This is a genomic window from Streptomyces sp. NPDC088725 (assembly GCF_044751305.1).
Lineage (GTDB): Bacteria > Actinomycetota > Actinomycetes > Streptomycetales > Streptomycetaceae > Streptomyces.
The window spans coordinates 80,714-92,836 of sequence record NZ_JBIVLO010000003.1 but is presented as its reverse complement, the minus strand read 5'-3'; the positions used below and the strand labels follow the sequence as shown (position 1 = coordinate 92,836).

The 12,123-nt window shown below is 70.3% G+C and carries 11 protein-coding genes; 8 read left to right on the top strand and 3 right to left on the bottom strand.

From position 1 onward, the window contains the following. Positions 1-139: 139 nt before the first annotated feature. Positions 140-1,546 (bottom strand): APC family permease, encoded by a 1,407-nt coding sequence (locus ACIP6N_RS07410; protein WP_401813650.1) that lies wholly within the window; start codon positions 1,544-1,546, stop codon positions 140-142. 182 nt (positions 1,547-1,728) lie between these two features. Here ACIP6N_RS07410 and ACIP6N_RS07405 point away from each other — a divergent pair, with 182 nt between their 5' ends. Together ACIP6N_RS07405 and ppgK are read left to right on the top strand one after the other, a co-directional pair. Further along, entirely contained in the window at positions 1,729-2,724 is a 996-nt protein-coding gene (locus ACIP6N_RS07405; protein ID WP_401813649.1) for a 4-hydroxy-3-methylbut-2-enyl diphosphate reductase, read from the top strand. A 34-nt stretch (positions 2,725-2,758) separates the two neighbouring features. Then, a complete protein-coding gene (gene ppgK, locus ACIP6N_RS07400; protein ID WP_401813648.1) occupies positions 2,759-3,499 on the top strand; it encodes a polyphosphate--glucose phosphotransferase in 741 nt (246 codons plus the stop codon). A 224-nt stretch (positions 3,500-3,723) separates the two neighbouring features. Here ppgK and ACIP6N_RS07395 read toward each other — a convergent pair whose 3' ends face one another. Next, on the bottom strand, positions 3,724-4,320 hold the full coding sequence (locus tag ACIP6N_RS07395) for a DUF6542 domain-containing protein (RefSeq protein WP_401813647.1): 597 nt from the start codon (positions 4,318-4,320) through the stop codon (positions 3,724-3,726). Positions 4,321-4,510: 190 nt separating this feature from the next. Here ACIP6N_RS07395 and ychF point away from each other — a divergent pair, with 190 nt between their 5' ends. The 6 genes from ychF (at position 4,511) to ACIP6N_RS07365 (ending at position 11,664) form a co-directional block, all read left to right on the top strand. Then, positions 4,511-5,599 carry a redox-regulated ATPase YchF gene (ychF, locus tag ACIP6N_RS07390; RefSeq protein ID WP_401814384.1) on the top strand — a complete coding sequence of 363 codons (1,089 nt, stop codon included), beginning with the start codon at positions 4,511-4,513 and terminating at the stop codon, positions 5,597-5,599. Between the two features lie 469 nt (positions 5,600-6,068). Beyond that, complete coding sequence (locus tag ACIP6N_RS07385; protein WP_401814382.1) at positions 6,069-6,821, top strand: GntR family transcriptional regulator; 753 nt, start codon at positions 6,069-6,071, stop codon at positions 6,819-6,821. Between the two features lie 475 nt (positions 6,822-7,296). Further along, positions 7,297-7,476 carry an SPOR domain-containing protein gene (locus tag ACIP6N_RS07380; RefSeq protein ID WP_401813646.1) on the top strand — a complete coding sequence of 60 codons (180 nt, stop codon included), beginning with the start codon at positions 7,297-7,299 and terminating at the stop codon, positions 7,474-7,476. Between the two features lie 130 nt (positions 7,477-7,606). Next, on the top strand, positions 7,607-8,092 hold the full coding sequence (locus tag ACIP6N_RS07375) for a (deoxy)nucleoside triphosphate pyrophosphohydrolase (protein WP_401813644.1): 486 nt from the start codon (positions 7,607-7,609) through the stop codon (positions 8,090-8,092). Between the two features lie 171 nt (positions 8,093-8,263). Next, a complete protein-coding gene (locus ACIP6N_RS07370) occupies positions 8,264-8,668 on the top strand; it encodes an ATP-binding protein (protein ID WP_401813643.1) in 405 nt (134 codons plus the stop codon). A gap of 146 nt (positions 8,669-8,814) precedes the next feature. After that, complete coding sequence (locus ACIP6N_RS07365; RefSeq protein WP_401813642.1) at positions 8,815-11,664, top strand: SpoIIE family protein phosphatase; 2,850 nt, start codon at positions 8,815-8,817, stop codon at positions 11,662-11,664. 86 nt (positions 11,665-11,750) lie between these two features. On the opposite strand, the gene ACIP6N_RS07360 is transcribed toward ACIP6N_RS07365, so the two are convergent. Further along, complete coding sequence (locus ACIP6N_RS07360) at positions 11,751-12,053, bottom strand: hypothetical protein (protein WP_401813641.1); 303 nt, start codon at positions 12,051-12,053, stop codon at positions 11,751-11,753. Positions 12,054-12,123: the final 70 nt, after the last annotated feature.

Below are 12,123 nucleotides of genomic sequence, written 5' to 3'. Positions count from 1 at the left end.
AGCGTATCGGCACCCTGTGACAACGCTCCCGGAAACGCCCGCGCAGACCGCCGAGGACGCCCGCGCAGACCGCCGAGACCGCCGACGACGGCCGGAGAGACCGCCGACGACGGCCGGAGGGGTCGGAGCAGCCGCGCCGCTAAGGAGTCGTACGGTCCTGATCCTGGCCCGGATGCCGTCCCCCGCGTCCCCACTGCACCGCCAGCACCCCGAGCCCCAGCACCAGCCAGATCGCGCCCACCACCTGCGCGGACCCGGCGGCCTCCACGATCACCGCGATCAGGATCCCGGCGCCCACCACCGGCAGCACCACGTGCGTGAACCAGTTCGGCGGCCCCGCGCCGCGCTTCACCGCGAACCACCCGACCACCGACGCGTGCAGGAGCACGAAAGCCGACAGCGCCCCGATGTTCACGACCGAGACGAGCCGGTCGAGGCCGTCGTCCCGCCGCGCCGCCCACACCGCCGCCAGCAGCGTCACCACCGCGGCCAGCAGCAGCGCCACCCTCGGCACGCCCGAGTACGTCCGCGACAGCGCCCCCGGCAGCCGCCGGCCCCTGCCCATCGCGAAGAGCAGCCGCCCGGCAGCCGCCTGCCCCGCCAGCGCCGCGAACGCCGCGCCGATCGCCTTGCTCGCCGCGACCAGATCGTGCAGCCACCTCCCGACCGCGCTGTCCACCGCGTCGTAGAACGCGGACCCCTGCTTGGCCGGGTCCGCCGCCAGCTCCGTCGATTTCAACGGCTCCAGCAGCGCCACCAGGTACGTCTGCGCCACGAACAGCACGCCCGCGAGCACCAGACAGAACAGCACGGCCCGCGCCACCTGCCGCGACCCGCCCGTCACCTCCTCGGCGAAGGAGGCGATCGCGTCGAAGCCCAGATACGACAGCACGGCGACCGACACCGCGCCGAAAACCGCCGTCATCGAGAAGCCCGCGTCGCTGGTGAAGGGCGTCGACCAGCCGCGCGTGGGACCGTCCTGGACGAGCACCACGATGGCGGACACGACGAACACCAGCAGCACGCCGATCTCCATGGCCAGCACCGCGAAGCCGACCCGCGCGGCCGCCCGTACGCCCCAGAGGTTGAGGAACGTGGTGATCACGACCGCGATCGCGGTCCACACCCACCGGTCCACGGAGGGCACCAGCGCCTCCATGGCGATCCCGGCGAAGAGGTAGGCCACGGCCGGGATCAGCAGATAGTCGAGCATCGCCATCCACCCGGCGATGAACCCGGGTCCTTCGCCGAGGCCCTTGCGCGCGTAGGCGAACACGGAGCCCGCCTGCGGCGCGACCCGCACCATCTGCGCGTAACTGAACGCGGTGAACGCCATAGCCACCGTCGCCACCACATAAACCAGCGCCACCGACCCGTGCGACTTGGCGTCGAGCGTGCCGAAGACACCGACGGGGGCCATGGGGGCGATGAAGAGCAGCCCGTACACGACGAGATCACGGAACCCCAGGGTGCGCCGCAGCCCGTGATCGCCTGGCGGCTGCCGGTCCTCGGCGTGTCCGTACGTACTGCTGCCGGTGTCGGCCATCGGGTGCCTCGTCCCTGCGTCGGTCGCGTGCCGTCAGTCGCCTGCCGCCAGTGTCGGTCGTGCGATGACCTGGCCCGGCCTGTCCTGTCGTGCCGTCAGGCGCGTGTCGTCGGTCGCGTACGGACAGTCTCGGCCGGGTGGGGCGCCTTTCGCCTCTTCTGGTCGGCCTTACGATGGGACGCATGACTGCTACGTCCCGCCCTTCGCCCGCCGGCAAACGTGTTCTGCTCGCCGCCCCGCGCGGATACTGCGCGGGCGTGGACCGCGCCGTGATCGCCGTGGAGAAGGCCCTGGAGCAGTACGGGGCCCCGATCTACGTCCGCCACGAGATCGTCCACAACAAGTACGTCGTACAGACCCTGGAGAAGAAGGGCGCGATCTTCGTCGAGGAGACGGCGGAGGTCCCCGAAGGGTCGATCGTCATGTTCTCCGCGCACGGCGTCGCGCCCGTCGTCCACGACGAGGCGGCGAGCCGCAACCTCGCCACCATCGACGCGACCTGCCCGCTGGTCACGAAGGTCCACAAGGAAGCCGTCCGCTTCGCGGAAGAGGACTACGACATCCTGCTGATCGGCCACGACGGTCACGAAGAGGTCATCGGCACCTCGGGCGAGGCCCCGGACCACATCACCCTGGTCGACGGCCCCGACGACGTGGCGAACGTCGAGGTGCGGGACGACTCGAAGGTCGTCTGGCTCTCGCAGACCACGCTCTCCGTCGACGAGACGATGGAGACGGTCGACAAGCTCAAGGAGAAGTTCCCGCTCCTGATCGCGCCGCCGAGCGACGACATCTGCTACGCGACGCAGAATCGCCAGATCGCGGTCAAGCAGATGGGCGCCGACGCGGATCTGGTGATCGTCGTCGGCTCGAAGAACTCGTCCAACTCGGTCCGGCTGGTCGAGGTCGCCCTCGGCGCGGGCGCCGGTGCTGCCCACCTGGTGGACAGCGCGGACGAGATCGACCCCGCGTGGCTGGAGGGCGTCACCACGATCGGCCTCACCTCCGGCGCGTCCGTGCCCGAGGTTCTGGTGGAGGGCGTACTCGAATGGCTCGCGCCGCGCGGATACGAGGACGTCGAGATCGTGAAGGCGGCCGAGGAGACCATCACGTTCTCGCTGCCGAAGGAGCTGCGCCGCGACCTGCGCGCCGAGGCGGCGGCACTCGCGAATAAGTAACACCGCAGCGGTGTCTGCCCGTAACGTTGTGTCCATGAACGTCTTCGGAGTGGACATCGGCGGCTCGGGCATCAAGGGCGCGCCCGTGGACCTGGAACGCGGCGATCTCAGTGAGCCGCGCCACAAAGTACTCACCCCGCACCCGGCCACGCCGGAGAGTGTGACCGACGGCGTGGCCGAGGTCGTGGAGCACTTCGGCTGGTCGGGCCCGGTCGGCATCACGTTCCCCGGCGTCGTCACCGGGTCGGTGATCCGTACGGCGGCGAACGTCGACAAGAAGTGGATCGACACGGACGCGGGCAGCCTCCTCGGCGACCGCCTCGGTCTGCCGGTCACGGTCCTCAACGACGCCGACGCGGCGGGCGTGGCCGAGATGACCTTCGGCGCCGGGAAGGGCCGCGAGGGCACGGTGCTCGTCATGACCTTCGGTACGGGCATCGGCAGCGCGCTCTTCGTGGACGGCAAGCTCGTCCCCAACACCGAGCTGGGTCACCTGGAGCTGAACGGTCACGACGCGGAGAAGCACGCGTCCACCAAGGCGAAGGACGACCACGAGCTGAGCTGGCACCACTGGGCGCACCGGGTCCAGAAGTACCTGGCGCACGTCGAGATGCTGTTCTCGCCCGAGCTGTTCATCATCGGCGGCGGGGTCAGCAGGAAGTCCGACAAATTCCTGCCGCTGATCGAGGGGATCAGGGCGGAAATCATTCCGGCACAGCTTCAGAACAACGCGGGGATCGTGGGCGCGGCGATGGCGGCGGCGGAGAAGAGCTGATCCCGTCGCGGGTCGCGGTGAGCGCTGTCAGGCAGGGCTTCGGCCCTGCCTGACGTGTGTCGGGGGCGTACGCTCCGTGGCCAGGCGCCGAGACGCGGCGCCCGCGAACGCTGTCCCGCGCGGTGCTGTCCGTGCGTTCCGTCCGCGTGGCCCTGTCCGCGCCGCACGCCCCTGACGCCGCACTGGTCCGCGTGTTCAGTCCGCGTCGTGCTACCCGCGCCGCGCTACCCGCGCCGCACGGCCCTGGCGGCTCCGGCGCCCGCACCCGCTCGCGCACCCGCCCCGGCTCGCGCACCGGCCGCGGGGCCCGCCCCGGTCCTGGGCGCGGGCGCGCGACGGACCGGCTGTCGCTGTCCCATCAGCCACACCTTCCGCACGGCCGAGATGAGCCCGGCGATGAGCGTGCCCCCGTACAGCCAGCCGGCCTGCACGGCCAGCGCGGTGACGACCGCCATGACCTGCTCGCCGAAGCCGCTGCCGCCGCCGGCGATAGGCAGCGTTCCGCACGCGAAGGCGATCGGCATGCCGATCGGCGCGGTCACCAGGTCGGCCGTCCGGACCCACAGCGCCGTCAACGCGCTGACCAGCAGGAACAGCACTCCGTACACCAGCGGCTCACCATCGAGGAGCAACTGGTCCAGGAAAGCGATCACCAGCATCGCCGCGACGGCGAACAGCCCGGCGCCGATCCCGGTCAGCCGGGGATTGGGGAGTCTGCGCAGGGCGACGACGACTGGTGGGACCCGCCGGCCGGCCGACGTGGGACGAGGGGGCTGCCGCCGCTGCGGGCGCTGGGGGGGACGTGTCCTGTGCTGCTCCACCGGACCAACGTAGGGGGGAGAGGGTGCCGAAGCACAGATGGGACACACCCTTTGGGTGATCTTCGCGCCGAGTTCGACGGCCACGGGCGTGTCGCGAGGCGCCCACGACCCGTCGTCGACCGCCTCGCGGCGCCCGTAAACTGGGCAATCAGCCAGTCTCGCCATGTCCTCACTTCAGGAAGTCGCCAACGTGTCGCTCACGATCGGAATCGTCGGTCTGCCGAATGTCGGCAAGTCGACCCTGTTCAACGCCCTGACCAAGAACGACGTGCTGGCGGCCAACTACCCGTTCGCCACGATCGAACCCAACGTCGGCGTCGTCGGCGTCCCCGACGCCCGCCTGAACAAGCTCGCGGAGATCTTCGCCTCGCAGAAGGTCCTCCCGGCCACGGTCGACTTCGTCGACATCGCGGGCATCGTGCGCGGAGCCTCCGAGGGTGAGGGCCTGGGCAACAAGTTCCTGGCGAACATCCGCGAGTCCGACGCGATCTGCCAGGTCATCCGCGCCTTCAAGGACGAGAACGTCGTCCACGTGGACGGCAAGGTCTCGCCCAAGGACGACATCGAGACGATCAACACCGAACTGCTGCTCGCCGACCTCCAGACCATCGAGAAGGTGCTCCCGCGCCTCCAGCGCGAGTCCCGCATCAAGAAGGACGTCGGCCCCAAGGTCAAGGCGATCGAAGAGGCGCAGGCCATCCTGGAGAAGGGCGACACGCTGTTCTCGGCGGGCATCGTCCAGGGCACGGAGAAGGCCGAACCGCTCCACGACCTGCACCTGCTGACGACGAAGCCCTTCCTCTACGTCTTCAACGTGGACGAGGAAGAGCTGACGGACGAGACCTTCAAGGACACCCAGCGCGCCCTGGTGGCCCCGGCGGAGGCGATCTTCCTCAACGCCAAGCTGGAGTCCGACCTCGCGGAGTTGGACGACGAGGAGGCCCTGGAACTCCTCCAGTCCGTGGGTCAGGAAGAACCGGGCCTCGCCACCCTCGCCCACGTCGGCTTCCGCACGCTCGGCCTCCAGACCTACCTGACGGCAGGCCCGAAGGAATCCCGCGCCTGGACCATCAAGAAGGGCGCGACGGCCCCGGAGGCGGCGGGCGTGATCCACACCGACTTCCAGAAGGGCTTCATCAAGGCGGAGGTCATCTCCTTCGAAGACCTGGTCGAAACAGGCTCGGTCACCGACGCCCGCGCGGCCGGCAAGGCCCGCATGGAGGGCAAGGACTACGTGATGCAGGACGGCGACGTTGTGGAGTTCCGCTTCAACGTCTGAGCGGATGAGACAGCACCACGTCGCTCACCTGGCAACATACCGGTCAGAAGGGGTCGGGCTCGCAAGAGCCCGACCCCTTCGTCGATCCCGTGCTGGATCGGTGGTGGATTCTCCTCCGCGTACCGCCACAGTGAACTGACGCGCTGCGGGAGGGCGTTGAGCGGCACGGGCGCCGCTTCGAAGTCGAGGTCCCACGGCCCTCCGCAGGCGGGGCAGCACCACGTCAGTGAGTCGGCGGGGGAACGTGTGCCGTCGGTCGGGCAGAGGTACGTCGTCATGCCCGGCAGCATGCCAGGAGAGGTGACGGTGCGGTGGGGAGAGAGTCGTCCGGCGGCCGGAGAGCGCGCCACCTGTGGAAAGTGGCACGTAAACGTAAATCATCACTTCGGGTGAAACTCTGGCCCATGCTTGCGGTGATCAACCGAACGTTGTCACGCTGTTGCTGTCTGTCAACCTGATGGGAGTGCCAGTGGCTTTCGGTGAGCAGCCCGCCTATCTGCGCGTTGCGAGTGATCTCCGCCAGAAGATCGAAAATGGCGCACTGCCACCACACACCCGGCTGCCCTCGCAGGCCCGTATCCGCCAGGAGTACGGCGTCTCCGACACGGTCGCGCTGGAAGCGCGCAAGGTGCTCATGGCGGAGGGGCTGGTCGAGGGCCGTTCCGGCTCCGGCACGTACGTACGCGAGCGCCAGGTCCCGCGCCGCATCGCGCGCTCCGGATACCGGCCGCCGGCGGGGGCCAACCCGTTCCGGCAGGAGCAGGCGGAGGGCGGTGCGCGCGGCACCTGGGAGTCGAGCAGCGAGCAGGACGTCGCGGCCGAGGACATCGCCGCCCGGCTCGGGATCGAGCCGGGGGACCGGGTGATGCGTACGCACTATGTCTTCCGGGACGCGGGCGAGCCGATGATGCTCTCCACCTCCTGGGAGCCCCTCGCGGTGACGGGGCGTACGCCGGTGATGCTGCCGGAGGAGGGGCCGCTCGCCGGCTGCGGGGTCGTCGAGCGGATGGCGGCCATCGATGTCGTCGTGGACAACGTGCTGGAGGAGGTCGGCGCGCGCCCCGGGCTCGCGGAGGAGCTGATGACGCTCGGGGGCGTGCCCGGCCACGTCGTGATGGTCCTGACACGTACGTATTACGCGTCGGGGCGGGCGGTGGAGACGGCGGACGTGGTGGTGCCGGCGGACCGTTACCGCCTCGCGTATCACCTCTCCGTGAGGTGACCTCCGGGCGCCGGGGCCGCCGTTCCCCCGCGTGCAATCCGACCGCGCCCGCGCGGGAACGGCTCGGGCCGTCCGGCGTGGCGGCCGCTCTCCCTCCGGCCGCGTTCCTTCCGCTCGTATTCCCTCCCGTCGCGCAGCCTCCGGCCGGTGGCCGGGTCCTCGTCCGGGCGCTGTGACGGCGCGCCGGCTCCGGTTCCGGATCGACGCTGATCGCGTCCGCCCTCTCGATACCCCTGCCGACGCCCCCTCAGGAGTGCGACGATCAATACGGTTTGACGCTCGGTAGGTTTGCGGGGAGCGGAAGCGCGTGCGCCGGCGTGCGCCCCCAGTATTCGACGCTTCATTGGCCTGATGCGTACCTCTTTGCGCAAACTTGCCTCCGCAGTGTAAAGGTCAGGCGTAGGGTCGGGCATATGCGGATTGCGGTTTTCCGGGGGCCCGCATGGAGATGTGGGCCGGCAGCGGGAGGGGCACGATGAACGACAGCAAGGTCCTGCTTCCATGGCTGGTCATACGGCAGGACGACCCCGACAATCACTATCGCGTGGGCACGTACGCCACGAGGGACGAAGCGGAAAAGCTCGTCAGCAGCCTGGACAGGCGAGGAAAGACGCCGCTCTACTCCGTGGAGTGCGTCAGGAGCACCACCCCGTAGCGCCTCTGTACTTCTGGTACCCACAGAACCTTTCGGGCCCTTGAGGTCTCCACGACCCGAGGGCCCGGCGGATCCGCCGCACAGCCCGTCCGCCCCCTGCTCACGCGCCTCTGGAGTTACGCTCCGGCGCATGACTGATCGTGTGGTGGTGGCAGGCGCCGTGTACGGCGAAGGACGACTGCTGGCGGCCCGCCGCAGCGCGCCTCCCGAGCTCGCGGGCCGCTGGGAGCTGCCCGGCGGCAAGGTCGAGCGGGGCGAGCGGCCGGAGCAGGCGCTCGTCCGTGAACTGCGTGAAGAGCTGGGCGTGGAAGCGGAGCCGGTCGAACGGATTCCCGGTGAGTGGCCGCTGAAGCCCGGGTATGTCCTCCAGGTGTGGATGGTCCGGCTGCTCTCGGGCGAGCCGCGTCCGCTGGAGGATCACGACATGCTGCGCTGGCTCGCCCCGGGCGACGTTCATACGGTGGACTGGCTCGACCAGGACCGCCCCGCCGTGGCTGAGGCCGTCCGGCGATTGCGCGAGCCGGGGGCGCGCGGGACGGGAGCGCCCGAGTCGGCGGGAGCACAGGGGACGGGGACGCGCGGGACAGGGGGCGCCCTGTCGGATTCGGCCGGATGACGGGTGGCGGGGGCTGATGCACCCCGCGCCCCCTGCGCCCCGTACGCGTACTCCGTACGCCGTTCGTGCCACTGTGCGCCCGCCGTGGAGATAGCCCCTCTCGAATGCGTGGTATGTCATGGATTGACCCACCTCGACCGGGGTACACGGGTCTGCCGCCGGGCTGGGGAAGTGGACGGCTTGACCGACGCAGAGGGCGCGCGCGCCGAGTGGGTTTTCCCCGCGGAGCCCGATGCGGTGCGCGGTGCCCGTCATGCCGTTCAGGACGCGCTCCGCGCGCGGGGCGTTCCTGTCGCGGTCGGCGAGGTGGCTGTCTTGCTGGTCAGCGAGCTGATGACCAATTCCCTGCGGCACGCGTCCGGTCCGATCGGGCTCAGGCTGACCATCCGTGAGACGGGCGACCTGAGGGTGGAAGTCTCCGATCCACTTCCGGATGCGCCCACCGCGCGCGCCCCCGGACCGGAGGACGAGGGCGGTCGGGGCATTCAGCTCGTGGCCTGTTCGGCGCGGCGCTGGGGCACGCGGCGCGGGAAGACGGGTAAGACCGTGTGGTTCGAGCTGCCCCTCCTTGGTTAGAAGTGTGGAGGGACAACGATCACGTCGGGCTCGGCTCAAAAAGAACGAGACCGTGCTGTGATCGTGAACGCCGTGTCGGCTGGGACCGTAGTGCTGAATACTGCGGACATGGCCGGTCCGGTGCGTGAGCTGGAGGGGACGGTCGCGTGAGCGAAATATCTGGGACGGCGGGCGACGTCGTATGGCAGAGCAGTCCGCCCGGCTCTCTCTATGACTACATCCGGGTGGCTTCCTTCTCGATCGGGCCGGACGGCCTGGTCGATCAGTGGAGTGCCCGGGCTGCCGAGTTGTTCGGGATCGACGCGCGGGACGTCAGGGGCAAGGACCCGGTCGAGGTCTTCATGCCCGCTGACCTGCGCCCGCGCGGGCATCGCAAGATGAGCGAGATTCTTGACGGCAAGGAATGGACCGGCCTGGTGCCGTTCCAGGTGCCCGGCCGGACGGACGCGCCTGACATATCCGGGGCGTCCGGCATACCCGGCATGCGGGGTGTGGTCGGTGCGCCCCATGAGGCAGATGCGCAGGGGAGGGCCGGAAAGGACAGGAAAGCCGGAAGGGACGGGAGCGCCGGCAGAGACGGGAAGGCCGGATCGGCGCGGAAGGGCCCAGCGGCCCGTACAGCCGGTAATGCCCGTACGGCTGGCAATGCCCGTACAGGCGGTAATGCCCGAACGTCCGGCAACGCGTCAGGCAACGTCCGTGTGGGCGGTATGTCCGACGCCACCGGCAGGGCCGGGACGACGGGCCTGGCCGAGATCTATGTGATGCCCAGCGAGACCGATCGGGGCGAGCGCGGCGCGGTCTGCATCGTGGTCGACGTCCACGCGCTGCGCGGGATCGAGACGGATCTCGCTTCGGCGCAGGCCATTTTCGGCCAATCTCCCTTCGGCTTCATGCTCTTCGGGACCGACTTCACGGTGCAGCGCGTCAATGAACGTTTCGCCACCGTCTACGGCGGCACGGTCGAGGGGCACCGCGGCCGCACGGCGTACGACTATCTCGCCCGGCCCGAGGCCGACCGGCTGACCGCCGCGCTCAAGCGCGTGCTGGCCACCGGCGATTCCGTCACGGAACTCCCGATCGTGGGCACCGTGCCCGGCACCGACGAGCGCAGGCACTGGGCCATGAGCCTCTACCGCGTGAACAGCGCGGGAGGCCGGCCCCTCGGGGTCGCGGGGCTCAGCCTCGATGTCACCCGCCGCCATATCGCCGCCCGCGAAGCCGCCAGCGCCCGTCGTAACCTCGCGCTGCTCAACGAGGCGAGCGCCAGGATCGGCAACTCGCTCGATCTGGAGACCACCGCGCGGGAACTGCTCGACGTCGCCGTTCCCGGCTTCTGCGACCTCGCCTCCGTCGACCTCTACCAGTCCCTGCTCACCGGAGAGGAGGCGCCGCCCGGACGCTGGGGTTCCTCCGGATCTGAAACCGGCGGCGGCAGCGCGCGCCTGCGCAGGGTCGCCTTCGCGAGCGCCGTCTCCGACGCTCCGCTGCCGGGGCCCGAGGGCGAGGCGGCCGGCGGACACGAACCGCCTGAGGTCGGTGCGGTTCACCGCTACCCCTTCAGCTCGCTCAACGCGAACGCGTTGCGCACCGCGCGCGTGCAGGTGATTCCCGGCGCCGTCGGCAGCCTCGTCAGCTCCACGCTCTCCGTGCCGATGATGGCGCACGACACCGTCGTCGGACTCGTCCAGTTCTCCAGGACGAAGGGCAGCGAGCCCTTCGGCGAACGGGACAGGGCGCTCGCCGTCGAGCTGGCCGCCCGCGCGGCCGTCTGTATCGACAACGCCAGGCTCTACCGCAGGGAACACGAGCGCGCGCTGATCCTCCAGCGCAGCCTGCTCCCGCCCGGCGACCCCGAGGCCGCCGGCCTCGACATAGCCTGCCGTTATCTGCCCGGCAACACCGCGACCGAAGTGGGCGGCGACTGGTTCGACGTCATCGAACTGCCGGGCCACCGCACCGCCCTGGTCGTGGGGGACGTCATGGGGCGCGGCCTGCGGGCCGCCGTCGCCATGGGGGAGCTGCGCACGGCCGTACGCACCCTGGCCCTGCTCGACCTGGAACCCGCGGAAGTGCTCTCCGCGCTCGACGAGATCGCCCGCGGCCTCGGCACCCCGAGCGGCGCCCAGCAGGCCTCGCGCGTCGCCCACCGCTCACGCGACGCCGACCTCTCCGAGGTCTACCTCGCGACCTGCGTCTACGCGGTGTACGACCCGGTCACCCGGCGCTGTACGTTCGCCAACGCCGGTCACCTGCCGCCCGTGGTCGTGGAGCCGGGCGAGAAGGCCCTCATGCTCGACGTGCCGCCCGGCATGCCGCTGGGCGTCGGAGGCGAGCCCTTCGAACAGGTCGAGGTGGACCTGCCGGAGGGCGCGCTTCTCGCCCTCTACACGGACGGGCTCGTCGAATCCAGGGATCACCCGCTGGACGAGGGGCTGACGGGCCTGCGCTCGGCGCTCACCAACAGCTCACGTCCGCTGGAGGACGTCTGCGACCACGTGCTCAACACGCTCGACACCCGGCACGGCGAGGACGATATCGCGCTGTTGATGGCCAGGATTCAGGGTCTGTCCACAGAGGCGGTCGGCGACTGGCGGCTGCCGCGCGAGCCGCGCTCGGTGGGCCGGGCCAGGGAGCTGGCCCGCGGCCAGCTGCTCGCCTGGGATCTGGAACCGCTGGTGGACACGGTGGAACTGCTGGTCAGCGAGCTGGTCACCAACGCCATGCGCTACGGCGAGGGCGAGATCAGGGTCCGGCTGCTGCGCGACCGCACACTGGTCTGCGAGGTGTGGGACGCGGGTCTGGTGCAGCCGAGGCGCAGGCGCGCCCGGGACACCGACGAAGGCGGCCGGGGGCTCCAGCTGGTCGGGCTGCTGAGCGCGGCCTGGGGTTCGCGCCGTACGCCACGGGGCAAGACGGTCTGGTTCGAACTCGCCCTGCCGGACGGTGACTCCATGTCCGAACCGTCCGTGGAGCAGCTGCTGAGCATGTTCTGACGCCACGGGCGCCCTGCCCGGACACGGTTCTCCGCTTGTTCTCCGCTTCGCGGGGGCCGGCTGGTTCCCCGTGTCCCGGGCGCCGTTCAGCCCTGTCGCCGCCGCCATTCCTGCTCGCGGCCGCCGGTCTGCGGTGTCGTACGGGTCGCCGCCCGGTGCCTGCGCTTGCGGTACGTGTAGGCGGCCGCGGCCGCCACCGCCACCGCCACGGCGATGGGCAGCACCAGGTTGGCCGCGGCGCCGGCGGCCTTGCCGCTGCCCGGGCCGGCCGCCTGCGAGTCCTGAGCCCCCGGTACGACCAGCCACCCGGCCGTGACCATGAGTACGGTCAGCGCGGTCAGGGCGGCTCGGTACGTCCGGGTCCGGTCACAGCTCGGTGAGGGCGTCACATTCGGGAGGCTATGTCCGCTCACGGGCGTTCGCGACCGCAGGGCACGCCGCATAGCCTGTGGCTGCTGT

Coding starts and splice junctions, on each gene's coding strand:
- ACIP6N_RS07380 (WP_401813646.1), top strand. CDS start 7,297: ATGAACGACAGCAAGGTCCTGCTTCCATGGCTGGTCATACGGCAGGAC.
- ppgK (WP_401813648.1), top strand. CDS start 2,759: ATGAACGTCTTCGGAGTGGACATCGGCGGCTCGGGCATCAAGGGCGCG.
- ACIP6N_RS07410 (WP_401813650.1), bottom strand. CDS start 1,546: ATGGCCGACACCGGCAGCAGTACGTACGGACACGCCGAGGACCGGCAG.
- ACIP6N_RS07405 (WP_401813649.1), top strand. CDS start 1,729: ATGACTGCTACGTCCCGCCCTTCGCCCGCCGGCAAACGTGTTCTGCTC.
- ACIP6N_RS07375 (WP_401813644.1), top strand. CDS start 7,607: ATGACTGATCGTGTGGTGGTGGCAGGCGCCGTGTACGGCGAAGGACGA.